The organism is Ralstonia sp. RRA (genome assembly GCF_037023145.1).
GTDB lineage: Bacteria > Pseudomonadota > Gammaproteobacteria > Burkholderiales > Burkholderiaceae > Ralstonia.
On record NZ_CP146091.1, the window covers coordinates 314,938 to 338,532 of the forward strand.

The 23,595-nt window shown below is 63.7% G+C and carries 24 protein-coding genes and 1 tRNA gene; 8 read left to right on the top strand and 17 right to left on the bottom strand.

Annotation, left to right across the window (positions count from 1 at the left end; translation table 11 throughout):
• From V6657_RS01575 to V6657_RS01595, 5 genes are all read left to right on the top strand, one after another.
• Positions 1–1,509 carry a pitrilysin family protein gene (locus V6657_RS01575; protein ID WP_048933909.1) on the top strand — a complete coding sequence of 503 codons (1,509 nt, stop codon included), beginning with the start codon at positions 1–3 and terminating at the stop codon, positions 1,507–1,509.
• A 20-nt stretch (positions 1,510–1,529) separates the two neighbouring features.
• Positions 1,530–2,873 carry a pitrilysin family protein gene (locus V6657_RS01580; RefSeq protein ID WP_048933910.1) on the top strand — a complete coding sequence of 448 codons (1,344 nt, stop codon included), beginning with the start codon at positions 1,530–1,532 and terminating at the stop codon, positions 2,871–2,873.
• A 76-nt stretch (positions 2,874–2,949) separates the two neighbouring features.
• Positions 2,950–3,606 (top strand): 16S rRNA (guanine(966)-N(2))-methyltransferase RsmD, encoded by a 657-nt coding sequence (rsmD, locus tag V6657_RS01585; RefSeq protein WP_048933911.1) that lies wholly within the window; start codon positions 2,950–2,952, stop codon positions 3,604–3,606.
• A 205-nt stretch (positions 3,607–3,811) separates the two neighbouring features.
• Complete coding sequence (coaD, locus tag V6657_RS01590) at positions 3,812–4,315, top strand: pantetheine-phosphate adenylyltransferase (RefSeq protein ID WP_048933912.1); 504 nt, start codon at positions 3,812–3,814, stop codon at positions 4,313–4,315.
• 50 nt (positions 4,316–4,365) lie between these two features.
• On the top strand, positions 4,366–4,626 hold the full coding sequence (locus V6657_RS01595) for a YfhL family 4Fe-4S dicluster ferredoxin (protein WP_048933913.1): 261 nt from the start codon (positions 4,366–4,368) through the stop codon (positions 4,624–4,626).
• Between the two features lie 61 nt (positions 4,627–4,687).
• Here the strand turns inward: V6657_RS01595 and V6657_RS01600 are convergent, their stop codons facing one another.
• From V6657_RS01600 to V6657_RS01635, 8 genes are all read right to left on the bottom strand, one after another.
• On the bottom strand, positions 4,688–5,335 hold the full coding sequence (locus tag V6657_RS01600; protein WP_048933914.1) for a DUF4124 domain-containing protein: 648 nt from the start codon (positions 5,333–5,335) through the stop codon (positions 4,688–4,690).
• 22 nt (positions 5,336–5,357) lie between these two features.
• A complete protein-coding gene (gene pth, locus V6657_RS01605; RefSeq protein WP_048933915.1) occupies positions 5,358–5,960 on the bottom strand; it encodes an aminoacyl-tRNA hydrolase in 603 nt (200 codons plus the stop codon).
• Positions 5,961–6,151: 191 nt separating this feature from the next.
• Positions 6,152–6,781, bottom strand: coding sequence for a 50S ribosomal protein L25/general stress protein Ctc (locus V6657_RS01610; protein ID WP_048933916.1), 630 nt, complete (start codon positions 6,779–6,781; stop codon positions 6,152–6,154).
• A gap of 152 nt (positions 6,782–6,933) precedes the next feature.
• Entirely contained in the window at positions 6,934–7,884 is a 951-nt protein-coding gene (locus V6657_RS01615) for a ribose-phosphate pyrophosphokinase (RefSeq protein WP_048933917.1), read from the bottom strand.
• A gap of 82 nt (positions 7,885–7,966) precedes the next feature.
• Positions 7,967–8,043 (bottom strand) — tRNA-Gln (locus V6657_RS01620).
• A gap of 50 nt (positions 8,044–8,093) precedes the next feature.
• Complete coding sequence (gene ispE, locus V6657_RS01625) at positions 8,094–8,963, bottom strand: 4-(cytidine 5'-diphospho)-2-C-methyl-D-erythritol kinase (RefSeq protein ID WP_048933918.1); 870 nt, start codon at positions 8,961–8,963, stop codon at positions 8,094–8,096.
• Positions 8,964–8,981: 18 nt separating this feature from the next.
• Positions 8,982–9,593, bottom strand: coding sequence for a lipoprotein insertase outer membrane protein LolB (gene lolB, locus V6657_RS01630; protein WP_048933919.1), 612 nt, complete (start codon positions 9,591–9,593; stop codon positions 8,982–8,984).
• Positions 9,593–11,530 (bottom strand): tetratricopeptide repeat protein, encoded by a 1,938-nt coding sequence (locus V6657_RS01635; protein WP_048933920.1) that lies wholly within the window; start codon positions 11,528–11,530, stop codon positions 9,593–9,595. The genes lolB and V6657_RS01635 overlap by 1 nt, the downstream gene beginning before the upstream one ends.
• Positions 11,531–11,630: 100 nt before the next feature.
• Between V6657_RS01635 and mutM the strand changes: the two genes are divergently transcribed.
• The 3 genes from mutM (at position 11,631) to mutY (ending at position 15,940) form a co-directional block, all read left to right on the top strand.
• Entirely contained in the window at positions 11,631–12,494 is an 864-nt protein-coding gene (gene mutM, locus V6657_RS01640; RefSeq protein WP_048933921.1) for a bifunctional DNA-formamidopyrimidine glycosylase/DNA-(apurinic or apyrimidinic site) lyase, read from the top strand.
• Positions 12,495–12,744: 250 nt separating this feature from the next.
• On the top strand, positions 12,745–14,688 hold the full coding sequence (locus tag V6657_RS01645; protein ID WP_048933922.1) for a dynamin-like GTPase family protein: 1,944 nt from the start codon (positions 12,745–12,747) through the stop codon (positions 14,686–14,688).
• Positions 14,689–14,791: 103 nt separating this feature from the next.
• Positions 14,792–15,940, top strand: coding sequence for an A/G-specific adenine glycosylase (gene mutY / locus V6657_RS01650; protein ID WP_048934172.1), 1,149 nt, complete (start codon positions 14,792–14,794; stop codon positions 15,938–15,940).
• 22 nt (positions 15,941–15,962) lie between these two features.
• On the opposite strand, the gene V6657_RS01655 is transcribed toward mutY, so the two are convergent.
• The 9 genes from V6657_RS01655 to lptA form a co-directional block, all read right to left on the bottom strand.
• Positions 15,963–16,616 carry an LON peptidase substrate-binding domain-containing protein gene (locus V6657_RS01655; RefSeq protein ID WP_048933923.1) on the bottom strand — a complete coding sequence of 218 codons (654 nt, stop codon included), beginning with the start codon at positions 16,614–16,616 and terminating at the stop codon, positions 15,963–15,965.
• Positions 16,617–16,714: 98 nt separating this feature from the next.
• Positions 16,715–17,617 carry an RNase adapter RapZ gene (gene rapZ, locus V6657_RS01660; RefSeq protein WP_021196397.1) on the bottom strand — a complete coding sequence of 301 codons (903 nt, stop codon included), beginning with the start codon at positions 17,615–17,617 and terminating at the stop codon, positions 16,715–16,717.
• A 93-nt stretch (positions 17,618–17,710) separates the two neighbouring features.
• Entirely contained in the window at positions 17,711–18,055 is a 345-nt protein-coding gene (locus V6657_RS01665; protein WP_048933924.1) for a PsiF family protein, read from the bottom strand.
• A 186-nt stretch (positions 18,056–18,241) separates the two neighbouring features.
• Positions 18,242–19,216 (bottom strand): HPr(Ser) kinase/phosphatase, encoded by a 975-nt coding sequence (hprK, locus tag V6657_RS01670; RefSeq protein WP_021196399.1) that lies wholly within the window; start codon positions 19,214–19,216, stop codon positions 18,242–18,244.
• 73 nt (positions 19,217–19,289) lie between these two features.
• Complete coding sequence (gene ptsN / locus V6657_RS01675; RefSeq protein WP_021196400.1) at positions 19,290–19,745, bottom strand: PTS IIA-like nitrogen regulatory protein PtsN; 456 nt, start codon at positions 19,743–19,745, stop codon at positions 19,290–19,292.
• A gap of 346 nt (positions 19,746–20,091) precedes the next feature.
• Positions 20,092–20,445 carry a ribosome-associated translation inhibitor RaiA gene (raiA, locus tag V6657_RS01680; RefSeq protein ID WP_048933925.1) on the bottom strand — a complete coding sequence of 118 codons (354 nt, stop codon included), beginning with the start codon at positions 20,443–20,445 and terminating at the stop codon, positions 20,092–20,094.
• A 51-nt stretch (positions 20,446–20,496) separates the two neighbouring features.
• On the bottom strand, positions 20,497–22,005 hold the full coding sequence (locus V6657_RS01685; RefSeq protein WP_048933926.1) for an RNA polymerase factor sigma-54: 1,509 nt from the start codon (positions 22,003–22,005) through the stop codon (positions 20,497–20,499).
• Between the two features lie 131 nt (positions 22,006–22,136).
• Positions 22,137–22,925 carry an LPS export ABC transporter ATP-binding protein gene (gene lptB, locus V6657_RS01690; protein WP_048933927.1) on the bottom strand — a complete coding sequence of 263 codons (789 nt, stop codon included), beginning with the start codon at positions 22,923–22,925 and terminating at the stop codon, positions 22,137–22,139.
• A 28-nt stretch (positions 22,926–22,953) separates the two neighbouring features.
• Positions 22,954–23,544 carry a lipopolysaccharide transport periplasmic protein LptA gene (lptA, locus tag V6657_RS01695; RefSeq protein ID WP_048933928.1) on the bottom strand — a complete coding sequence of 197 codons (591 nt, stop codon included), beginning with the start codon at positions 23,542–23,544 and terminating at the stop codon, positions 22,954–22,956.
• Between the last annotated feature and the right edge of the window lie 51 nt (positions 23,545–23,595).

Genomic DNA, 23,595 nt, shown 5'->3' on the forward strand with positions numbered 1-23,595 from the left:
ATGCGCTCTTCCATGCGAAACGTCTCAAGCCGGACCCGCCCGGGTGCTAGGCAATTGGCCGCGATGGTCTCAGGAATCGCCCTGGCGGCGGGCCTGTTGGCCGGCCCTGTTGGTGCGCAGGAACTGGCGGCTGCACCGGTGCGCCCGGCTGCCGCTGTTGCCGGCGCTAAAGTTGGTGCTAGCCAGTCCGACACGCACGAATACAAGCTGCCCAACGGCCTGCGTCTGATCGTCAAGGAAGACCACCGCGCGCCCACCGTGGCCCACATGGTCTGGTATCGCGCCGGCAGCATTGATGAGCACAACGGCACCACCGGCGTGGCCCACATGCTCGAGCACATGATGTTCAAGGGCACCAAGGCGGTCGGCCCCGGCGAGTTCTCGCGCCGTGTGGCCGCCCTGGGTGGCCGCGAGAACGCCATGACCACGCGCGACTTCACGATGTACTACCAGCAGATCGAGAAGTCGCACCTGGGCGATGTGATGAAGCTCGAGGCCGATCGCATGGCCAATCTCCAGCTCACCGACAAGGAGTTCAAACCGGAGATGAACGTGGTGAAGGAAGAGCGCCGCATGCGCATCGACGACTCCGCCCGCTCGACCGTCTACGAGCAGATGCTCGCCACGCTGTTCAACGCCGCGCCGTATCGCAACCCGACCATCGGCTGGCCGGGCGATCTCGACACGATGACCGTGCAAGACGCGCAGGACTGGTACCACGCCTGGTACACGCCCAATAACGTCACGGTGATCGTGACGGGGGATGTGAACCCGGACGAGGCTTTCCGCCTTGCAGAGCGCACCTACGGCAAGCTCAAGCCGCACGCGCTGCCGCGCCGCTATGCGCAGGAAGAGCCCAAGCAGATTGGCGTTAAGCGTATCTGGGTGAAGGCCCCGGCCGAGAACCCGTACGTGGTGCTGGCTTACAAGGTGCCGGCGCTCCGAGATGTGGAGAAAGACGTCGACCCGTATGCGCTCGAAGTGCTGTCTGCCGTGCTGGACGGCTATGACAACGCGCGTCTGCCAAACCTGCTCGTCAAGGGTGACAAGCGCATCGCTGATGACGTGAATGCCGGCTACGACGGCCTGAACCGCGGCCCGTCGATCTTCCTGATGGATGGCACGCCGGCTGATGGTCATACCACCGCCGAGATCGAACAGGCCCTGCGCGCGCAGATCGATCGCATTGCCAAGGAAGGCGTGACCGATGCTGAGCTCAAGCGCGTCAAGGCGCAGGTCGTGGCTGGCCAGATCTACAAGCGCGACTCGGTGTTCGGCCAGGGCATGGAGATCGGCATGACCGAGATGAGCGGTCTGTCGTGGCGCTCGATCGATCGCCAGCTTGAGAAGATCAAAGCGGTCACGTCGGCGCAGATCCAGCAGGTTGCCAAGACGTATTTCAGTGAAGACAACCTCGTCGTGGCCACGCTGCTGCCGCAACCGATCGATCCCAACAAACCGGCGCGTAAGCCTGTTCCCGGCATGCGCGAAGAAGGAGGGCTGCGTTGATGCACCCCATTACACGACGGATGTCCCTGACCCTGAAGACGGCACTGGTCGCCATCGTTGCAACGGCGGCGCAAGGCGCGCTGGCTGCGTTGCCCATCGAACACTGGACGGCCCCCACCGGTGCACGCGTGTTCTTCGTGCCGAGCCCGTCGATCCCGATGCTCGACATCAACCTCGACGTGGATGCCGGTTCGCGCTATGAGCCGGCGGCCAAGGTTGGCCTCGCATCGCTCACGGCCGGCATGCTCGACAAGGGCGTGGCCGCGCAGACCAACGCGCCGGCACGCGATGAGGCGGCGATTGCCGATGCCTTTGCTGACGTAGGCGCAAGCTTTGGCGGCGGCGCGGGCGGAGATCGCACCAGCCTGCGCCTGCGCACGCTGTCCGACCCGGCTGAGCGCGGCCCGGCCATCGCCCTGATGACGCAGATCGTCTCCGCACCGACCTTTCCTGACGCTGTGCTCGCGCGCGACAAGCAGCGCCTGGTGGCGTCCATCCGTGAATCGCTGACCAAGCCAGGCGTGCTGGCCGAGCGCGCGTTCGGCACGACCATCTACGGTACGCATCCGTACGGGCAGACGGCCTCGCCGGAATCGGTGGAGAGCATCACGCGCGACGACATCGTGCGCTACTACCAGGCCAACTACACGGCCAAGCGCGCGGTGGTGACGCTGATCGGCGCGATCAGCCGCCAGGAAGCTGAGGCCATTGCCGTGCAGATCACGCAGGGGCTGCCTGCCGACGGCGCCACGCCGCCCGCGCTGCCCGACGTGAAGATGCCGTTGGCGAAGGCCGAGACGATCCGCATTCCGCACCCGGCGCAGCAAGCCACCATCATCATCGGGCAACCCGGCATCGCACGTGGCGACAAGGATTACTTCCCGCTGCTGGTCGGCAACTACGTGCTGGGCGGTGGCGGCTTCAGCGCGCGCCTGACCAACGAGGTGCGCGAGAAGCGCGGCCTGACCTACAGCATCGGCAGCTACTTCGCGCCCGCCGCGCAGCCTGGCCCCTTCGAGCTGGCGCTGCAGACGCGCAAGGACCAGACCGAGCAAGCGCTGACCGTGGTGCGTGACACCGTTGCCAAGTTCGTCGCCGATGGCCCCACCGACGTGGAGCTCAAGGCCGCCAAGGACAATCTCGTCAACGGCTTCCCGCTACGCCTGGACAGCAACCGCAAGCTGCTGGACAACGTGGCCAACATCGGCTGGTACAACCTGCCGCTCGACTACCTGGATACGTGGACGCAGCGCATTGCAGCTGTCTCGCGCGACCAGGTGCGCACGGCGTTCCAGCGCGTGCTGCAGCCGCAGACCATGGCGACGATCGTGGTGGGTGGTCCTGAGAAAGCCGCCGCGAACTGACGCACCGCGCCTTCATCCAAAAAAACCGGCGGTATCCCCGCCGGTTTTTGTTTGCGGTGGCACTACAATCGCGCCCATGGCACCTCGTACCTCCAGCTCCAAAGGCCCCAAGGCCAAGACCGCCACGTCGCATGTACGCGCGCCACAGCAGGTGCGCATTATCGGCGGGCAATACAAGCGCACGCCGCTGCCGGTGGTTGACGCCGACGGCCTGCGCCCGACCAGCGACCGCGTCCGCGAAACCGTCTTCAACTGGCTCGGCCAGGACCTGACGGGCTGGCGCTGCGCCGACCTCTTTGCCGGCACCGGCGCGCTGGGCCTCGAGGCGGCTTCGCGCGGCGCGGCGCACGTGACGCTGGTCGAAAACCATGCGCCCGCCGTGCGCGCGTTGCACGCCATACGCGACAAGCTCGATGCACGCATGGTCGACATCGTCTCGGGAGATGCCTTCGCATGGCTTACCCGCCAGGCTGATGGGGCGTTTGACGCGGTGTTCATCGACCCGCCGTTTGCGCAGGATTGGTCGTTGCGGGCGTTGGAGGCCGCTATCCGGGTCGTCAAGCCGGGCGGGGTGATCTATCTAGAGGCGCCGCAGCCCTTGGTGGATGTGAGTACTGATTCACAATCGACGGAAGCATCGGCCGGCATTCCGCTGCCGGCCGATGTGGCACTGCACAAGCACTTGCGCGCCGGTGCGGTGCATGCGCATTTGCTGCTGCGCAAAAAAGGTTAAACTACGCCGCTCGTTCCGGTGCATGAGCATCTGACGGCACCTCGCGGCAGTCTGGTTGTGAGGTCGCCAAACGTCAGTCGGAACGTGCGGGCGGCAGGCTCGGGACTTGCCGCGCTCGATAACGCAACGGTGTCCAAACGCAGATTGGCGCGGCCATGTCCCACGCCGCGCTGGCGGATACTCTTTTCCCCTTGGTGGAGGAACCATGGTGATCGCGGTTTATCCCGGCACTTTCGATCCGTTCACGCGCGGCCACGAAGACCTCGTCCGCCGTGCATCCAACATCTTCGACGAGCTGATCGTCGGGGTGGCACAGAGCCCGAACAAGCGGCCGTTCTTTGCGCTGGAAGAGCGCATCGAGATCGCCCGTGAGGTGCTCGGTCACTATCCGAACGTACGGGTCGAAGGGTTTTCCGGCCTGTTGAAGGATTTCGTGCGCAAGAATGGCGCGCGCGTGATCGTGCGGGGCCTGCGTGCCGTGTCGGACTTCGAATATGAATTCCAGATGGCCGGCATGAACCGCTACCTGCTGCCGGATGTGGAAACCATGTTCCTCACGCCGTCGGACCAGTACCAGTTCATCTCGGGCACCTTCGTGCGCGAGATCGCCATCTTGGGCGGTGACGTCAGCAAGTTCGTGTTCCCCTCGGTCGAGAAATGGCTCAAGGAGAAAACGGGCAAGACAGATGCCGCTGACAAATCGGAATAAAATGACACTTTGGCGGGAGCCCTCCCGCCGGTCATTTCAAGGAAAGCATCATGGCGCTCATAATTACCGATGAGTGCATCAATTGCGACGTATGCGAGCCCGAGTGCCCGAACGACGCCATTTCGATGGGCCCGGAGATCTACGTGATCGACCCGGGCAAATGTACCGAGTGCGTCGGGCACTTTGATGAGCCACAGTGCCAGCAGGTGTGCCCCGTCGATTGCATCCCCAAGGACCCGGCCCACGCCGAGACGCAGGAGCAGTTGATGCAGAAGTACATCCAGCTCACCTCCGCCCCGCGCGCAGCGTAAGCAAAAAAGAGACGGCTCAGGCCGTCTCTTTTCATTGGTGCGTGCTGAACTCGCGTGCTGCTCACTGAATCGGCAGCAGATCCTCCGGACCTTCATACGCATACCCCGGCTCGCAGACGATGCGATAGTGCGGCAAATGCGACCGCGGCGGGCGCGGTACCACCGGAGTGGGGGCAGCCGGTGCCTGCACAAAAGGCTTGGGGCCGTTGCCCGGCTGACGCAGTGCACCTGCGGCCGGCGCCGGCGTGATCGTGACAGGCGGGCTGATCACGGGCATCGGCGTCGGATAGGGCATCGGGTACGGCACCGGCCCCAAATAGACGCGATGACAGTAGCGCACGCCTTCCTGCGCCACCACCACCTTCTGCCGCTGGTCGCGGCGTGCCTGTTCAGCGGCCTGCGCGGCGATCTGCGCCTGGCGAGCGTCCTCGGCGGCTTGCGTTCTGCGACGCGAGGTTTCCATCTCACGTACTTCGGCCGCCTCGGCGGAGGCGCGCTCCCGAGCGGCTTTCTGGTCGGCGGCGGTGGGCGTGTTGTCGATCAGCGGTACCTCTTTCGAGCGCGTGCCGCACGGATGGTCGGAGTAGGTCGTCTGGCCATTCTCTGAACAGCGATAGACCTGTGCCTGTGCGGGTATCACCGTCAGCAGGCCGAGCGCCAAGCCTGCCAGCGCGGCGGCGCGTGAGAGGAGGGGAGCGAACGGTTGCATGGTGATGTCCTTGTTGCGCAGATCAGCCTGCCGTATGCAGGCGCATCATGGATTTCTCGGCATTGCCGGCAATCAGATCGGGCAGGGCGTCCAGGCTGCGGTCGATGGCGCGGTCAATCAGATCCTGTTCTTCCTTGCGCGGGGCCTTGAGCACGAAGTTGGCCACGTCATGCTGGCCGGACGGTGCTGTGCCAGGTGGCAGCAGGTTGCGCGGATGGCCGATGCCGAGGCGCAGGCGCCAGAACTGCTGCGTGGTCAGGTGTGCGGCAATGTCCTTCAGGCCGTTGTGGCCGCCCGAGCCACCGCCAAGCTTGAGTTTGACCGCACCCGGGGGCAGATCCAACTCGTCGTGTGCCACCAGGATCTCATCAGGCATCACCTTGTAGAAGCGCGCCAGTGCCACGGTCGACAGGCCCGAGCGGTTCATGAAGGTCTGCGGTTGCAGCAGCCACACTTCGTGGCCCCACAGGTTGGCGCGTGCGGCATAGCCGTGAAAGCGTGTTTCGTTGCGCAGGGTCACGTTGCCGATGCGTGCGAGCTGGTCGACCAGCCAGAAGCCGGCATTGTGCCGCGTGGCTGCGTATTCGGCGCCCGGATTGCCGAGCCCGACGATGAGTTTGATCATGCGATGGAGTCTAGGAAGAGGTGCGGGAAGCGCCCCTTGATCGTACAAGCATAGCCGCTTTCGCCCACTGCATTCACAGCAGGGGCACGGGGCGGCATGGACGCGGAAACTCAGGCAGAAAAAAAGCCCGGCGAGACCAGCTCGGCGGGCTTTTTTCGTGTCGCGCCCGAAGACGCGACGGTGCGGCAACCTTAGGCGGCCGGCTTGTCTTCGCCTTCAGCGGCAGCAGCGCCTTCTTCAGCAGCAGCGGACTTTTCGCCAGCCGGCACGCTGATGTTGGCCACAGCCGGGTTCTCATCGCCACCGTGGGTGAGGATGGTCACGCCCTTCGGCAGCTTCAGATCGGAGATGTGCAGGGTCTGGCCGATTTCCAGCGCGCCCAGATCCACTTCGATGAACTCCGGCAGGTCGGCCGGCAGGCACGACACTTCAACGTCGTTCAGGATGTGGTTCACGATGCCGTGGCCCAGCTTCACGCCCGGTGCGGTTTCCTGGTTCAGGAAGTGCAGCGGCACCTTGACGTGGATCTTTTCCTTGGCCGACACGCGTTGGAAGTCAACGTGCAGAACCAGTTGCTTGAACGGGTGCAGTTGGAAGTCACGCAGCAGCGCCTTTTCCACCTTGCCAGCCACTTCGATGTCGAGGATCGACGAGTGGAAGGCTTCCTTCTTCAGCGCGTGGTACAGCGCGTTGTGATCGAGTTCGATCATCTTCGGATCGGCTTCACCGCCGTAGATGATGCCCGGGGTCTTGCCGGCGTTGCGCAGGCGGCGGCTCGCACCAGTGCCCTGAACGCTACGCTCGAAAGCGACAACTTTCATGATTGCTCCAAACGAAAAAGACGACTCGCGACCAAGCCGTCTGGTGAACGGGGCGCCATATTGCGCTCCGCAGACACCGCAGAAGTGCCGTCTAGTCGACGTTTTCTGCGGTAAAGCCTTGAATTATAACAGGGACCCGTACGGTTGCTGAATTATTCGGCAAACAGCGACATGATCGAGTCACCGCGTACGATGCGGGTGAAGGTCTCAGCCAGCAGCGGGGCGGTCGAGAGCTGGCGGATCTTGCCGCACTTGATGGCGTCTTCGCGCAGGGGGATGGTGTCGGTCACAACCACTTCGTCGAGCGCCGAGTCTGCGATGCGAGCGGCTGCGCCACCCGACAGCACCGGGTGCGTGCAGTACGAGAACACTTGTTTGGCACCGCGCTCCTTCAGCACCTGAGCGGCTTTGCACAGTGTGCCGCCGGTGTCGATCATGTCATCCATGATCACGCAGTTGCGGCCTTCGACTTCACCGATGATGTTCATCACCTCGGCCACGTTGGCCTTCGGACGACGCTTGTCGATGATGGCGAGGTCGGTGTTGAGTTGCTTGGCGAGCGCACGGGCGCGCACCACGCCGCCAACGTCCGGCGACACGACCAGCAGGTCGCTGTAGTTTTTCTTGCGCAGGTCTTCGAGCAGAACGGGCGACGCGTAGATGTTGTCGACCGGGATATCGAAGAAGCCTTGAATCTGGTCAGCGTGGAGGTCCATCGTCAGCACGCGCTCGACGCCGGCGACTTCCAGCATGTTGGCCACGACCTTGGCCGTGATGGCCACACGCGCTGAACGCGGGCGGCGATCCTGGCGGGCATAGCCGAAGTAGGGGATGGCAGCTGTGATGCGGCGGGCGGATGCACGCTTGAGCGCATCGACCATCACCATCAGTTCCATCAGGTTGTCGTTGGTCGGGGCACAGGTGGATTGCAGGATGAACACGTGCTTGCCGCGCACGTTTTCCTGGATCTCGACCTGAACTTCACCATCGGAGAAGCGGCCGACGAGGGCCTTGCCGAGCGGGATGCCCAGGTGCTTGACGACAGCGTCGGCGAGTTTCGGGTTGGCGTTGCCGGTAAAAACCATCAAGCCTTCGCTGCTCATCGGGGCACCTGTTTTTCGACTTCAGACGCGCCGGCTGGCTGATACACCAACCGGGCTATTGCTGGGAACTATAAGGAAGAAATGGCAGGGGCGGAAGGATTCGAACCTACGCATGCCGGAATCAAAATCCGGTGCCTTAACCAGCTTGGCGACGCCCCTACACAACCGATCGGTTACTGCTTCCATTGCAGAAGCAATAACTGTAAACCTTACACAGCAAATCTCGCGAGCGGATGATGCGTCAGACCTGCCGCACATCGACCTTCCCACTCGGAAGGCACCTGATCCGCCACCGCTTGCGCATGCTCAACGTTATCGAACGGAGCAAATACGCAGGCGCCGGATCCGGTCATTCTTGCCAGAGGGCTGAACTGTCTTAGCCAGGCAAGTGCTCGGGCGATTTCGCCGTATTTCCTTTCCGCCACCGCTTGCAGATCGTTGCGACCGTAAGCGAAAACAATTTGTTGGTCAGGAAAGTCCGTAATTATGGTGAGTGGCGTGTTACGTGTCAACCCCTCATCGGAAAAAATTGCGGGGGTGGGTACGTGGACGCGTGGATGGATGACCACGAACGCTGCTGGCGGCAGCGTGACGGGCGTGAGTTCTTCACCGATGCCCTCGGCAAACGCGTTCTGGCCGAACACGAAGAAGGGCACGTCGGCGCCCAGCTTCAGGCCCAGCGCCATCAACCTTGTGCGCGGCAGATCGAGGCCCCACAGGTGGTTGAGCGCGAGCAGCGTGGTGGCTGCGTCGGACGAGCCGCCACCAATGCCACCGCCCATCGGCAGGCGTTTTTCGATGGCGATGTCGGCGCCGTAGGTGCAGCCGGTTTCCGCTTGCAGCAGGCGTGCGGCGCGCATCACGAGGTCTTCATCGGCAGGTACGCCGGGCACATCGCTGGTGCGGGCGAGGCGGCCGTCTGCGCGTCGCGAGAAGTGCAACGTGTCGGACCAGTCGATGAGTTGGAAGACCGTCTGCAGCAGGTGATAGCCGTCGGGCCGGCGGCCGACCACGTGCAGGAACAGATTGAGCTTGGCGGGCGCGGGGCAGTCGCGCAGCTCGGTGGGTGCGGAGCTCATGGTGAGGCGATGACGATGTTACTGGTCCAGCACGAGCCGCACCGTGAGCGGTCCGTTGGTGCCCTGCGGGCGATCAAGATCGAGCCGGCGGATGCGCGCGTCGGCGGAGGTGTCGTCCGTCCAGGCGACGTAGTGCACGGTCCAGCCGTTCTGTTCGATGGTTTCGGGCCGCGATTGCGCGTCGCGTGCCACGCGAGCCGGCGTGCCAGGGGCAGGACGGGCGCGCAGCCAGTCGCGCAGACCAGACACCGGCAGCGAGAAGCCGAGTGCATCCTGCATCAGCGTATCGACTTCGGGTGCGCGGCGCGGTGGCTGGTTGGGCAGTTCAAGCGTGGCGCCCTGATTGTTCTGGCTGACCACGGCCAGCGTCTGGCCCAGCGGGGACATCAACTCAAGCTGCACATCGGTGCCGCGCTCGCGCCACAGGAAGCTGCCCACCGCGCTTTGCTCCGCGTTGCCTTGCGTGTAGCGCGCCGAGAACCGGCCCTGATAGCGCGTGATGGTGGTGTCGTTGTCTTGTGAGCCTGCGAACAAGTCGTTGGCTGGGCGCACGCTTGCACAGCCTGCAAACACCACACAACTCACGCCCAGCACCAATGCGCCGAGCGCGCGGGAAAACTGCAGCGTCATCAGTTCGCGCTCACGGGAACGTCGGGAATCGGCTGGCCGAAGCGGCGCAGCGTGTCGCGCAGGGTGTTGTCGTTGATGTCGAGCTTGGATGCTTCCGTCCAGATCTTGCGCGCATCGTCCTGCTTGCCTGATTGCCACAGGACCTCACCCAGGTGGGCGCCGATCTCGGCTTGCGGCGCGGAGCTCCATGCCTTGCGCAGGATGTCGGTGGCGGCCGGCAGATCGCCGCGGCGGTATTTGACCCAGCCCAGGCTGTCGGCAATGTAGGGATCGCCCGGCGCCAGTGAAACGGCCTTCTCCAGCAACTCCTGCGCTTCCTGCAGACGCACGTTGCGATCGGCCAGCGAGTAGCCGAGTGCGTTGTAGCCGATGGCTTGGCCGGGGCGCAGGTCGATCACCTTGCGCAGCAGCGTTTCCATGTTGTCGTAGTGGCCGTCGTGCTCTTCGAGCATCGCCAGTTGGTACGTGTATTCAACGTTGTCCGGGTCGTTCTTCAGCAGCTCATTGACGCGGGCACGGGCGCGGCCGAAGGCCTTGGCGTCCATCAGCATGCCGATTTCGGCCTGGCGGATACCATCTATCAGGGCTTGGCGGCGCGGGCCGTCGGGAATGTCTTCCGAATCGGCAACGAGTTCGTCGAAAGCTTGTTGTGCTTCGTCGATGCGGCGCAGTTTGCCGAGCAATTGGCCGCGCTTGATGCCGGCTGCGAGTGCGGTCTGGCCGTCAGCGTCACCATTGGCCGAGCCGGTGATCTTGTCGACCCAGGCCAGCGCGCCGACGTAGTCGTGCTTCTCCTCGGCGAGCTGGGCGAGGCCCTGGTAGCCGGGTTCGGGGCTCAGCGTGGGCGACTTGGCCGTTGCCGCGACGTACTCCTTCAGGTAGCGCTCGGCGGCGTCGTACTGGCGCTGCTGCAGTGTCAGCAGGCCCAGTGCCAGCGTGATGCGCGCATCGTTGGGGGCGATCTTCTTGAGTGCTTCGAATTCGCCGCGGGCCTTGTCTTGCTGATCGCGCACGAGGTACATGCGGGCGAGCGCCAGATGGCCGTCGATGGAGGCTGGCGCGGCCTTCAGGAAGGTGCGCAGGCCGGCAATGGCGGCATCGGGATCGTTGTCGGCGCGCAGCTCGGCGGCCAGGATGGCGGCGTCTTCATAGCCGGGGCGCAGCTTGAGGGCGGTGTCCAGTTCGGTCAATGCGCCGGGCGCATCCTTGGCGACGACCTTGGCGCGTGCCAGGGCGAGGTGCGTCTCGGGGCGCTGCATGTCGTGCGAGGCGATGCGCTGCAGGGCTGCCGCCGCGCCGGCCGGGTCGGTGCTCTTGGACATCTGCTGCTGCAGCTGCAGGATGGCGTCGGCGCGTTGGCCGGGCGACACCTTGTTCAACTGCGCCTGCAGCATCGGCTCAACCTCGGACCACTTGCCCGTGGCCACCAGCAGAAGCTGCTGCACCTGGCGCGCAGGCATGGAGGTCGGCGACAGCTCGACCCACAGCCGCGAGGCGGTCAGCGCCTGTGCAGGCGAGCGGGTCAGGAAGGCGATTTCAGTCGCACGCTGGGCGAAGCGCGGGTCGCGCGTGTCTTGCGCGAGATCCAGGTAGGTGCGGTATGCAGGCTCGACCAGCCCTCGCTGCAGCGAGATTTCTGACGCCAGCACGCGGTACATGATGTCTTGATCGAGCGCGACCGACGGCAGATCGGTACGCTCCGAATTCAGCAGGCCGCCACGCGGGCGCGAGCGCTCGAGCGTGATGGTGGGGCGGTTGCCGGTGCCGCCTTCCTGTGCTGCCTGGGCGATCAGCGGGGCTGCGGCGGTTGAGTGTGCCGCCCATGCCGGCAGACTTGCCAATCCTCCCGCAATCAGCGAGGCGAGCAGGATCGCTCGGCTGCGCGGAAATCGCCGCGGGCGTTGCGTCGCTGGCGAACGGGAGAAAGCGTGGGGCATGGTCTTGAAGCTCCAGATGGGGTTCAGGGCATTGTAGCCTGACCGCTACAATCGCCCGCATCGTAAAAAAGGTTGGAGCAGCACATGCGACGGAGGTTCGATGCCTGAGTTGCCAGAGGTGGAAGTCACCCGCCTGGGTCTGCTACCGCATATTACGGGGCGACGTATCGTGCGCGCGGTGGTGCGCCATCACGGGCTGCGCTGGCCGGTGGATCCTGCCTTGCCAGCGTTGCTCGCCGGCCTGACCGTCACGCGCCTGTTGCGCCGTGGCAAGTATCTGCTGATTGAATGCATGCCCGACGCAGGCCGTGCCGATACCGCCGGCGGCTGGCTGCTGATCCACCTCGGCATGACCGGCACCCTGCGTGTGCTGGAAACCCCGGTTTCACCCGGCCCGCATGATCACGTGGACCTTGAACTGGTCGACGCAACCGGCGTACCGATCACGCTGCGCTATCGCGATCCGCGCCGGTTTGGTGCCGTGCTCTGGCACCTTGGCGATGAAGCCGGATTGGCTGACCACCCGCTGCTGCGCAATCTCGGCATTGAGCCCTTCGATGCGCGCTTCGACGGCGATTGGATGTACACCCGCACGCGCGGGCGCAGCGTCGCCATTAAATCGGCGCTGCTGGCGGGCGATATCGTGGTCGGCGTGGGCAACATCTACTGTTCGGAAAGCCTGTTCAGGGCCGGCATCCGGCCCACCACGGCAGCCGGGCGCATCAGCCGGCCGCGCTACGCCGCGCTGGCCGACGCCGTTCGTGCCACGCTGGCCGACGCCATCGCCCGGGGTGGCAGCACGCTGCGCGATTTCGTTGGTTCCGATGGCCAGAGCGGGTATTTCCAGCTCGAGGCGTTCGTGTACGACCGGGCCGGTCTGCCATGCCGCGTGTGCGGTACACCGATCCGCCAGATCGTCCAGGGCCAGCGCTCCACGTTCTATTGCCCGACCTGCCAGCGCTGAAGCGGCTTTCAAAGCGATTTGCCCGTCATTTCGCAAGGTTTTCGAAGGGGGGTGACGGGCTGCCGATGGCATCCCGCAACACTTGGCTGCCCGGCCCGGACAAGTCGGCGGAAAGTTCTCCCGGAACCTGTCGGTTCCCTGTATCGTTCCACCTAAATTTGTGCATTTCTGTGCCGTAATGGGCGGTAATAGCGATGCCGAGGGGGCGCGCATTTGCATGGTCGGGGCGCGCACAAAATAAGACAGAACGATGAATAACACACTGAGCACACAGTTCGAGCAGTACGGCACTTGGCGCGCTTCGGTACTGCAGTCGGTGGGAGAATTCCAGGACTGGCTGCAAGCCCAGGAGCTGTACGACGCCCAGGCCGACATGCGCGCGCAACGCATCCGCGGTGTCCTGCGCAGCGACAAGCTCAAGGTCGCTTTCATTGCCGAGTTCTCTCGCGGCAAGAGCGAACTGATCAACGCCATCTTCTTTGCAGACTTTGGCCGCCGCATTCTGCCGTCGTCGGCGGGCCGGACCACGATGTGTCCGACCGAGCTGATGTACGACGAAAGCTATCCGCCGTCGATCCGTCTGCTGCCGATCGAGACGCGTCTGCATGACGCCTCGACCGCTGACTTCCGCGATGCCGGCAGCCACTGGCTGTCGGTGCCGCTTGATCCGTCGTCGCCCGAGGGCATGCTCGAAGCGTTCCGCCACGTGGTAGAAACCGTGCGCGTGCCCAGGGAAGAGGCCGAGCAGCTCGGTCTGTACAACGACGCCGATCCGGACGCGGCCTTCTCGGTGGATGCCGCCGGCACGGTGGAAGTGTCGAAGTGGCGCCACGCGATCATCAATTTCCCGCACCCGATGCTCAAGCAGGGGCTGGTGATCCTGGATACGCCGGGCCTGAACGCCATCGGTACTGAGCCTGAGCTGACGCTGCGCCTGATTCCGGATGCGCACGTCGTCGTGTTCGTGCTGGCAGCCGATGCCGGCGTGACCAAGAGCGACCTGGAGCTGTGGCGCTCGCACGTGGGCGGTGGGCAGCGTAAGGGCTGCATCGCTGTGCTCAACAAGGTCGACGGCCTGTGGGACCCGCTCAAGACTGAGCAGGAAGTCGAGAACGAAGTTAGCCGCCAGATCATGACCACGGCGCAGGTGCTCGATATCGATGTCGAGCGCGTGTATCCGGTGTCGGCGCAGAAGGGCTTGGTGGCCAAGGTCAGCCAAGACCATGAGCTGTTGGCCAAGAGCCGCCTGCTGGAGTTGGAGTCGGTGCTGTCGGATCAGCTGATTCCGCAGCGTCGCGAGATCGTCACCGAGCAAGTGCAACTGGCTGTGAAGGACATGGCGACCGGTGCGCAGCAACTGCTGCAGATGCGCCGCCGCGACATCGTCGAGCAGTTGTTCGAGCTGCGCGGCCTGCGCGGCAAGAACCACACGATGGTCAAGCACATGCTGATGCGCGTGCAGGGCGAGAAGGAAGAGTTCGAGCAGAGCATCGCCAAGTTCCAGGCGCTGCGTACGGTGTTCGGCCGCCACAGCGCGGAGATCATCAAGAGCGTGCAGCTCAAGCAGATCCGCTCGACCATGCGTGAAGCGCGCGAAAAGATGAAGGAGCGCGTGTTCTCGCGCGGCCTGCGCGACGACATGGACAAGCTGTTCGCGCACCTGACGGGCTTGGTACGCGACGCAGCCAACCGCATCGACCAGCTGCACCAGATGGTCGATGGCATGTACAAGAAGTTCAACGCCGAGCACGGCTTCACGCTGTCGCCGCCGCTGCGCTTCCTGGGCACGCGCTACGACGCCGATCTGAAAGAAACGCTGATGCTCGCGCACAACCACTTCGGCGCGTTCAGCTTCCTGACGCGTCCGAAGCCGCAGCTCGTGCACGGCGCGTTCTCGACGGTGGCCAGCCGCGTGCTGGATACCTTCCAGGACATGAACCGCGATATCGAGATCTGGCTGAAGTCCGTCATGACGCCGCTCGAAGCGCAGGTGCGCGATCACCAGAAGCAACTGCGCAAGCGCGTCGATTCGATCGAGCGCATCCACGAAGCCACCGACACGCTGGAAGCGCGTATTGCGGAACTCGAAGCGCTGCTCAACACGTTGGATGAGCGCAGCGGCACGATCGCCCAGTACACCGATCGCATCCTTGCCGCCGGGACGCTCTTGGAGCGGCACTCGGTCGCGGCTTGACCGTGCTCGCATGTTCGTGAAAAGGCGCCCGCGGGCGCCTTTTTCGTTCTGGTAGGATCGCCGCCAGCGCGCATCTTCCGTGCGCCGCTTCTTCATCACACGCATGACCGCCACCCCACGCCGCACGCGCCGACCCGCGCAACCCGCTCCCGCACTACCGATGCTTCCTGATGATTTCGCTGTGCGCGTGATTGCGTGGCAGCAGCGTCACGGTCGTCACCACCTGCCATGGCAGAACACCGGCGATGCGTATCGCACGTGGCTGTCGGAGATCATGCTCCAGCAGACGCAAGTGTCGGCCGTGCTCGGTTACTACGCACGCTTTATCGAACGTTTTCCGACGGTGCAGGCCCTGGCTGCGGCGCCGGCAGACGACGTGATGGCCGCGTGGGCCGGCCTCGGCTACTACACGCGGGCGCGCAACCTGCATCGTTGTGCGCAGATCGTCGTTGCGGAGCATGGCGGCATCTTCCCGCGCGATCCTGAAGTGTTGGCATCGCTGCCGGGGATCGGGCGCTCGACCGCTGCGGCCATCGCCGCGTTTTCGTATGGCGTGCGTGCAGCCATCCTCGATGGCAACGTCAAGCGCGTCTTCGCGCGGGTGTTCGGCATCGACGGTTTTCCTGGCGACAAGCGCGTTGAAGACACCCTATGGCGCATCGCCGAAGCCGTGCTGCCACCGGCCGACGGTATCCAACCGTACACGCAGGGTTTGATGGATATGGGCGCCACCGTCTGCACGCGAGGTAAGCCCGCGTGCCTGACAGGCGAGCGCGCATGTCCGCTCGAATCCCTGTGCGAGGCGCGCAGCACCGATCGCGTGATGGAACTGCCGGTGCCGCGTCCGCGCAAGGCAATTCCAGAGCGCGCCGCCACGATGGTGATCGCGCTGCACGGCGAAACCGTGCTGCTGCAGCGACGTCCGCAACGCGGTATCTGGGGTGGACTGTGGTCGCTGCCGCTGGTGGGCGAGATGGACGATGCGCTCGACGCGCATCCCTTGGATGCGGATACCGTGCGTCAGGCCGCGCTGGCGTACGGCACCGTCTCAGATGTGGAAGCTGCAGGCGCGCTCACGCACACCTTCACGCATTTCCGTCTGCACATGCACTTGCTGCACGCGGACATCACCAAGCCAGCCACGCTCGACGATGACTGGCGCTGGGTACCGCTTGCACAGTTGAATTCAGTGGGATTGCCCGCGCCTGTAAAGTTGGCGCTGGAGACATTGGTGCAGCCGAGCTTGCTCTAAACCTCGCCCGGCCGGTGCAGCATCAGAGAATGTGATGCTGCTTCATGTAGCGATGGACGATCTCGATGCGCATGCCGGCGTCCATCAGTTCCATCAGCTTCTGCTTGGCCTTGAGCGGCACCGGCAGCAATTCACACAGCCGGTTGGCGACCCAGCTTGGGCTGTTCCACTCGTACGGCTCGGCCATCAGCACCTGGCCGTCTTCGCGCGTGCTCAAGGTCGTGACGATGCGGCGCAGGGCATTCACGCAATCATCGAAAAGCTCGCCCTTGCAGTCTTGCACGTCGGCGCCGATGGGCTCCACCGTGCCGCGCATCAGACCGTTGGCCGTGGTCTCGAATGACAGCACCTTGAAGCGCTGCGTGCCGCGCACCTTGATCATCAGCAGGCCCAGTTGCTCCATGTCGCATTCGACGATGTGGGCGATGCAGCCGACGTCCACCGGCACGGTCGACGCATCTGCCGTGGCGACTTCATTGCCGCGCTCGATCAGGCAGACGCCGAAGGGGGTCTGGTCGCGCAGGCAGGTGCGGACCATATCCATATAGCGGGCTTCGAAAATACGCAGCGGGAGAAGACCGCCGGGAAACAGCACCGTGTGCAGCGGAAACAGCGACAGCTCGGTGGGCAGCGGCGGCAGCGGCGAGAACGGCGAGAGAGCGATGTCTTCTTGCATGAGCGAGTGGAGCGGACGGCGGCAAGACTTTCGCGTGGCGCCGCGCAAGCCGTATCCGTACATCCTGCGGGGCTGGCCCGGCGCGCATGGCGCGCGGTTCAGCCCTCTACGGCCAATTCGCGGTGGCGGACCAACACATTACCATGCGCGCGGAAGTACGTGGCGAGCCGCTCGGCGATATACACCGAACGATGCTGTCCGCCCGTGCAGCCGATCGCCACCGTCAGGTAGCTGCGGTTGTCGGCAATGAAACTCGGCAGCCACTTTTCGACGTACGCGCGGATGTCTTCGGCCATGGCCAGCACCATCGGCTGGCTTTGCAGGAAGTCGATGACGGGTTGGTCGCGGCCGGTCAGTGGGCGCAACTGGGTGTCGTAGTACGGGTTCGGCAGCGAGCGCACGTCGAAGACAAGGTCGGCATCTGTCGGCACGCCGTGCTTGAAACCGAACGATTCGAACATCAGCGTGATGTCGTGCGGTTCGTCGCTGATGAATTCCTTGATGTACGCGCGCAGGGCGTTGGTGCGCAGCGTGCTGGTGTCGATGCGATGTGCAGGGTCGGCCAGCGGGCTGAGCAACTCGCGCTCCATCTCGATGGCTTCGATGAGCGACGTGTCAGCGTCTTTCGGCGCTTGCGGCGGCTCAGCGTTCGCATGCGCAGATGCGGGGCGACCGTTGCGGATGGAGAGCGGGTGGCGACGGCGCGTTTCTGAATACCGTTGCACCAATGCGTTCGTGCTGGCGGTCAGGAACAGCATGCGCACGTCGTGTTCCTTGCGCAGCGTCGTGATGGTCTCAGGCACCTTGCGCAGCGATTCGCGGCTGCGGATGTCGGTGGCAACGCCCAGGTGCGTGTAGCCCTGGTCCGCCAGATAGCGCGCCAGTTCGGGAATGAACTGCGCGGGCAGGTTGTCGACGCAGTAGTAGCCTGCGTCTTCGAGCACGTTCAGGGCGACCGATTTCCCTGAACCCGACATACCGGTGATGAGAATGATCCGCATGCCTCGAGGATAGCATCCCTGTGTTGCAAAGCAGCGACCAATAAAAAAGGCGACCGCGCCGGCCGCCTTTTTAGCGCGAAGCTAAGCGGATGCTCAGCCCTTCGAGAGGCACTCTTTCTGGGCGTTCTTGAAGTCGTCGCCCTTCTTGCCCTTGTTGGCCTTGGAGCAGGCAGCCATCTTTTGTTGCTGGGTCATCGGCGCGGCGGCAGCTGCAGGCTTGTCCGACAGGCAGCCCTTCATGAACGCCTTACGCTCATCGCCCTTCTTGCCGGCGGCGTCCATGTTGCATTGCTTCATCTTGTCCTGCTGCGAATTCTTGGCTGCCGGGGCGGCTGCAGGTGTGGCCGGAGCAGCAGCGGCCGGTGCGCTGCCTTGGGCGAACGCCTGGCCGGCCAGGAACGGGAGCGCCAGGGCGCAAGCGGCAATCAGTTGTTTCATCGTCGTGTTCTCCTTGGGTACCGTCAGAAGAGCGGGCGGAGATAAGCCGCCGCGCTCGCGATGAACGCCGCCGCGTGCGTGCCCGGCGCATTCCCCTCCACAACGGGGCGGGTGCATGTCGGGTTGACGTTTCTCGACAAAACTAGGGTAAAACCCCTCGAATTGCGAAGCTTTGTAACGACTTTGTTAAAGCAACCGGCCCTGGGGCGAATGCGACGCCGCTTCAGCCTGCATGGCGGCGCGCTGGCGGTCCATGAAATCGCGCAGCGTGTCGATGCCGCGCAGGCGCAGGATGGTGTTGCGCACGGCGGCCTCGACCAGCACAGCCAAGTTGCGGCCGGCCGCCACCTGAATCTTTACCATGTGGATCGGCAAGCCGAGCACATCGAGGTATTGCGAATCCAGCGGCAGTCGCTCGAACTCGCCGTCGTTGCGGCGCACGAGCTGCACGATTAGCTTGATCTTCATCTTCCGGCGCACGGCCGTCTCACCGAAGATCGTCTTGATGTCGAGCAGGCCCAGGCCGCGCACTTCCAGCAGGTTCTGCAGCAGAGGCGGGCAGCGGCCCTCGATGAAATCCGGCCCCAGGCGCACGAAGTCGACCGCATCGTCGGCCACCAGGCCGTGACCACGCGAAATCAGCTCTAGGCCGAGCTCGCTCTTGCCCAGGCCCGAGTCGCCCATGATGAGCACGCCCATGCCGAGGATGTCGAGAAACACCCCGTGCATCGTCACGCGCGGCGCCGAGATGCGCGACAGGTACAGGCGCAGGTGGTCAATGACGGCCGCCGAGGAAATCGGCGACGTGAACAGCGGCGTGGACGAGCGCGTGCAACGCAGTTCCAGATCGGGCGGCGGATCCACGCCATCTGCCACCACCAGGAAGGGCGGTTCTAGCAGGATCAGCTCACCCATCTGGCGCTTGCGGTTTTCTTCCGACAAGCGCTGGTAGTAGGTGATCTCGGGCTTGCCGAGCACCTGGATGCGGTTCGGGTGGATGAGGTTCAAGTGCCCGACCAGGTCTGCTGCTGACGTGGCCTCCTTGGCGAAATCCACATCGAACGCGCGGTCTGCGCCTTCCAGGCCAGCGACCCACGACAGCTTCAGGTCAGCTGCGTTGTCGTCGAAGATCGATTGGGCGGTGACGCCAGTCAGTTCCATAGCAGGGCGCGGTGATGCCGCTGGGCGGTGCGCATTCGCAATCGGTTGCGTTGCTGCACCGATTGCGCCGCGCTCAGGGTCGCCAGTCGGTCAATAGCTGGTGAATCGCCTCGGGCGACGGCAGGGTGGCGAGGCCTTCGCGCATGTCGCGATCGGACAGCAGTTGGGCTATTTCGGAGAGGATCTCCAGATGCTGCTGAGTGGCCTGTTCCGGCACCAGCAGGAAGATCAGTAGCGAGACAGGCTTGCCGTCGGGCGACTCGAACGGCACCGGCTCGGCCAAGCGCATGAATGCTGCCAGGGGTTGCTTGAGCCCCTTGATACGGCCGTGCGGGATGGCCACGCCGGCACCCAGCCCAGTGGAGCCGAGCGATTCGCGCGCGAACAGGTTGTCAGTGACGACCGCGCGGGCGACGCCGTGGTTATTTTCGAACAGCAGACCGGCCTGTTCAAAGACCCGCTTTTTGCTGGTTACGCTGACGTCGAGGGCAATATTCCCGGGCGGCAGCAGTTTGGCCAAGCGATTCATGTGCAATGCGTGAAATGAGCGGCGTCCTTCTGCACCAAAATAGCGCGGACAATCGGGTCATTATAGACCACGTGCCGCGCGGCTTTGTGCGACGCACCAGCGGTGTGCCGCGCAGGACAGAAGGCGAATCCCCCAAGGCTGCGATTCAGTCGGTGCAGGCAAATGGCGCCTGAGCATCGACCCTGTTGTTGCCAGCATGGCGGCAAAACCCACGCCACGCCCGGCATTCATACTTTCGTCAGATTTTAGCCTGACTTAATTCGGATGCAATCGGATTCGTCAGGAATGCACCACGGCATAAAAAAACCGCGCCATCTGAGGGCGCGGTCTTTTGCGGTGCGGGGTGCTATTGCTGCATCTGCACGGCCTGGAAGGCCTCGTGCTTTACGCTGTTGCGGTCGTGGCTTTGCACGCGGTCCTTGTGCTTGATCACTTGCCTGTCCAGCTTATCGACGAGTAGGTCGATGGCCGCATAAAGATCTTCATGGTGTGATTCGACGAAGACGTCCTTGCCCTTGAGGTGCAGGTTAACTTCTGCGTACTGGCGACGATCCTTCTCCTTGTGGTTATCGACCGATAGCAACACGCTGACGCCAATCACCTGATCGAAGTGCCTGATCACACGCTCCAGTTTCGTTTCCACGTATTCACGCAACGGTGGCGTGATGTCCAGGTGGTGTCCACTGAGTTTGAAGTTCATAGCGGTTCTCCTTCTCACGGATGGGCCGCACCGGAATTGCCCGCGATGCAGCTATAAAGACTTGCGCAGATTCACTGCAGGGATCTTGAGGGCTTCGCGGTATTTGGCCACCGTCCGACGGGCCACCACGAATCCTTGTTCGCCTAACAGCTCGGCAATTCTGCTATCGGACAGAGGATTCTTCGGGTCTTCGGCTCCTACAAGTTGCTTGATGAGCGCGCGTATCGCAGTGGATGACGCTGCCCCGCCGGTTTCCGTCGATACATGGCTGCCGAAGAAGTACTTCAGCTCGAAAGTCCCCATGGGGGTTGCCATGTACTTGTTTGTCGTCACACGGGAGATCGTGGACTCGTGTAGACCCAGCGTATCAGCTATTTCCCGCAAAACCAAGGGGCGCATGGCGATTTCACCGTGCGTGAAAAAGCTCTTTTGACGCTCGACAATTGCCTGCGAGACACGCAGGATCGTGTCGAAGCGCTGCTGAATGTTCTTGATCAGCCAACGAGCTTCTTGCAGCTTTTGCTGCAGGTTGGCGGCACCGGCTTCACCACGGCTGCCGCGCAGAATCTGCGCGTACATGTCGTTGATGCGCAGGCGCGGCATGACGTCCGGGTTCAACTGCGCCATCCAGCCGGCGCTTGTTTTGCGTACGACCACGTCAGGGACCACGAAGTCGGCTTCGGCGCGGCCGAAAGCATGGCCGGGGAACGGCGCCAACGAACGAATGAGTTCATGCGCTGCCTTCAGCGCGGGTTCATCGACGGACAGCGCCTTCTTCAGCCGCGTGTAGTCGCGCGCAGCGAGCAGTTCAAGATGCTGGTTGACGATGATGAGCGCGAGCGCCTTTGCTGGCGAGTCGAGCCGATGCAACTGCAGCGACAGGCATTCGGCCGCCGAGCGCGCACCGATGCCGGGCGGATCGAAGCTCTGCAGCATGCGCAGCGCGGCCTGCAACTCATCGACTTCGACTTCGAGTTCGGCGGGCAGGTCGAGCAGGATCTCGTCAAGCGTGGCCGAGAGGTAGCCCTCATCGTCGAGCGATTCGATCAGGAAGATGACGAGGCCCTTGTCGCGCATCGACAGCTTGAGCGGCGCGAGCTGTTCCATGAGGAATTCGCGCAGGCTTTGTTCGGCTTCGCGCAACTGCAGTGGGGCGCGGTCGTCTTCGTCGGATTGCGGCTTGCGGGCGAAGTCGTCGAGGCTCCAGTCAGAGCGGTCGGAGCCGTAATCGCTGTCGAAATCGGCGCTGCTGTCGTGGCCGTCGTAGCTGTTGTCGGCGGTGTCGGAATTGTCCGCGCCGTTGGGCGAGGGCGGCGGCGATTCAGTGGGCAGCGGCGTGGCGTTGTTGTTCTGCAGCGCGTTGACAGAGCCGTCCGCGCCGATGCGCGCGGAGGTGTCGAGCCACTCGTTTTCCCGCTCCAGCAGCGGGTTCTCGGTCAGCGCCTGTTCAACTTCCTGCTGCAGTTCGATGGTCGATAACTGCAGCAGCCGGATGGACTGCTGCAACTGCGGCGTGAGCGCAAGATGCTGAGAGAGACGGAGCTGGAGCGACTGTTTCATGCGGGCTATTCTATGCCCAACAGTCAGTCGATGGAACGGATTTTGCTTTAAGGTGCGCCCTTACCACGTCCATTCGCACGCCCCTTCACACGTCCTTACGGAGTAAGCGCCGTGTGCGATCAATCGGTGGCTTACATCCGGAAGTTGTCGCCCAGATACACCTTGCGCACATCCTCGTTTTCGATGATCTGCTCCGGCATGCCTGCGGCAAGCACTGTGCCTTCGCTGATGATGTAGGCGTGATCGCAGATGCCCAGGGTTTCGCGCACGTTGTGATCGGTGATCAGCACGCCGATGTTGCGGTCTTTCAGGAAGCTGACGATGCGCTGGATTTCACCGACGGCGATCGGGTCCACGCCGGCAAACGGTTCATCGAGCAGGATGAAGCGCGGCGACGAGGCCAGTGCCCGGGCAATTTCCACGCGGCGGCGCTCACCACCCGAAAGCGACAGTGCGGGATTGTTGCGCAGGTGGGCGATCTGCAGATCGTCGAGCAGGCCGTCGAGGCGGCGGTTGACCTCGTCTTGCGAGAGCTTCTTGCCATCCTGTTCCTGCAACTCGAGCACGGCGCGGATGTTCTCCTGCACGTTGAGCTTGCGGAACACCGAGGCTTCCTGCGGCAGGTACGACAGACCCATGCGCGCGCGCTGGTGGATCGGCAGGCGGCTGATGTGCTCGCCGTCGAGCACGATGTCGCCAGCGTCCAGCGCTACGAGGCCCACGATCATGTAGAACGACGTGGTCTTGCCCGCGCCGTTGGGGCCGAGCAGGCCGACCACTTCACCGCTCTTCACGTCGAGCGATACGTCCTTGACCACCGTGCGCGTGCCGTAACGCTTCTTCAGATGGCGTACGACCAGCGTGCTGGAGGTCGTGGCCTGCGGAGCGACGGTCTTGGGGGCGAGGGTAGTTGCGGACATAGACGATACGGAAAGACAGGCGTGCGGATCAGGGCTTGGCGGCAGGCGTGGGCGTACCCGGCGCGCCCGGTGTGCCGGTGCGCGGTGCGAGAATGGCGCGCACGCGGCCCGACGGGTTGGCGGCGGTGGTGTTCTCCGGGCCGCCCGAGGCCGTGTAGAACTCCTTCTGGCCGTCGTACGTGATGACCGCGCCACGGATCTCATCGAGCTGCGTGGCGCCCTGCAGGCGTTCCATGCGTGCGCGGCTGATCAGCTTGGAGATCTCTTGCTTGCCGTCGTATTCGATGCGCTCGCCCCAGCCCTGGATGAACTCGTCGACGTTGTCGCGCTTCTGGCGGATGAAGGCCAGATTGCCGGGCTTGGAGGTGGCAATGGCGTAGTTGTAGCCCTCCGGGTCGGTACGCAGATCGGCCTCGTCGGAGCGTAGCACCATGGTGCCCTTGGTCAGCACAACGTTACCGGTCAGGTGGTAGACCTGCTTCAGATCGTCGTAGCTGGCGTTGTCGGCTTCGAGCACCAGCGGCTTGTCGCGGTCGGCGCGCTCAGCATGTGCGGGCAGAGCCGGGAGCAGCAGCGCAGCAGCGATGGCAAGGCCGGCGGCACGGAGAGAGTCGGTCATGGAGATCAATTCAGACAGAGAAGAGCGCGGTCGATGGGCATGGTCAGGGGC

Excerpts from the sequence above, each read along its gene's own strand:
- V6657_RS01575 (WP_048933909.1), top strand. The coding sequence starts at position 1 with ATGCGCTCTTCCATGCGAAACGTCTCAAGCCGGACCCGCCCGGGTGCT.
- V6657_RS01580 (WP_048933910.1), top strand. The coding sequence starts at position 1,530 with ATGTCCCTGACCCTGAAGACGGCACTGGTCGCCATCGTTGCAACGGCG.
- rsmD (WP_048933911.1), top strand. The coding sequence starts at position 2,950 with ATGGCACCTCGTACCTCCAGCTCCAAAGGCCCCAAGGCCAAGACCGCC.
- coaD (WP_048933912.1), top strand. The coding sequence starts at position 3,812 with ATGGTGATCGCGGTTTATCCCGGCACTTTCGATCCGTTCACGCGCGGC.
- V6657_RS01595 (WP_048933913.1), top strand. The coding sequence starts at position 4,366 with ATGGCGCTCATAATTACCGATGAGTGCATCAATTGCGACGTATGCGAG.
- V6657_RS01600 (WP_048933914.1), bottom strand. The coding sequence starts at position 5,335 with ATGCAACCGTTCGCTCCCCTCCTCTCACGCGCCGCCGCGCTGGCAGGC.
- pth (WP_048933915.1), bottom strand. The coding sequence starts at position 5,960 with ATGATCAAACTCATCGTCGGGCTCGGCAATCCGGGCGCCGAATACGCA.
- V6657_RS01610 (WP_048933916.1), bottom strand. The coding sequence starts at position 6,781 with ATGAAAGTTGTCGCTTTCGAGCGTAGCGTTCAGGGCACTGGTGCGAGC.
- V6657_RS01615 (WP_048933917.1), bottom strand. The coding sequence starts at position 7,884 with ATGAGCAGCGAAGGCTTGATGGTTTTTACCGGCAACGCCAACCCGAAA.
- ispE (WP_048933918.1), bottom strand. The coding sequence starts at position 8,963 with ATGAGCTCCGCACCCACCGAGCTGCGCGACTGCCCCGCGCCCGCCAAG.
- lolB (WP_048933919.1), bottom strand. The coding sequence starts at position 9,593 with ATGACGCTGCAGTTTTCCCGCGCGCTCGGCGCATTGGTGCTGGGCGTG.
- V6657_RS01635 (WP_048933920.1), bottom strand. The coding sequence starts at position 11,530 with ATGCCCCACGCTTTCTCCCGTTCGCCAGCGACGCAACGCCCGCGGCGA.
- mutM (WP_048933921.1), top strand. The coding sequence starts at position 11,631 with ATGCCTGAGTTGCCAGAGGTGGAAGTCACCCGCCTGGGTCTGCTACCG.
- V6657_RS01645 (WP_048933922.1), top strand. The coding sequence starts at position 12,745 with ATGAATAACACACTGAGCACACAGTTCGAGCAGTACGGCACTTGGCGC.
- mutY (WP_048934172.1), top strand. The coding sequence starts at position 14,792 with ATGACCGCCACCCCACGCCGCACGCGCCGACCCGCGCAACCCGCTCCC.
- V6657_RS01655 (WP_048933923.1), bottom strand. The coding sequence starts at position 16,616 with ATGCAAGAAGACATCGCTCTCTCGCCGTTCTCGCCGCTGCCGCCGCTG.
- rapZ (WP_021196397.1), bottom strand. The coding sequence starts at position 17,617 with ATGCGGATCATTCTCATCACCGGTATGTCGGGTTCAGGGAAATCGGTC.
- V6657_RS01665 (WP_048933924.1), bottom strand. The coding sequence starts at position 18,055 with ATGAAACAACTGATTGCCGCTTGCGCCCTGGCGCTCCCGTTCCTGGCC.
- hprK (WP_021196399.1), bottom strand. The coding sequence starts at position 19,216 with ATGGAACTGACTGGCGTCACCGCCCAATCGATCTTCGACGACAACGCA.
- ptsN (WP_021196400.1), bottom strand. The coding sequence starts at position 19,745 with ATGAATCGCTTGGCCAAACTGCTGCCGCCCGGGAATATTGCCCTCGAC.
- raiA (WP_048933925.1), bottom strand. The coding sequence starts at position 20,445 with ATGAACTTCAAACTCAGTGGACACCACCTGGACATCACGCCACCGTTG.
- V6657_RS01685 (WP_048933926.1), bottom strand. The coding sequence starts at position 22,005 with ATGAAACAGTCGCTCCAGCTCCGTCTCTCTCAGCATCTTGCGCTCACG.
- lptB (WP_048933927.1), bottom strand. The coding sequence starts at position 22,925 with ATGTCCGCAACTACCCTCGCCCCCAAGACCGTCGCTCCGCAGGCCACG.
- lptA (WP_048933928.1), bottom strand. The coding sequence starts at position 23,544 with ATGACCGACTCTCTCCGTGCCGCCGGCCTTGCCATCGCTGCTGCGCTG.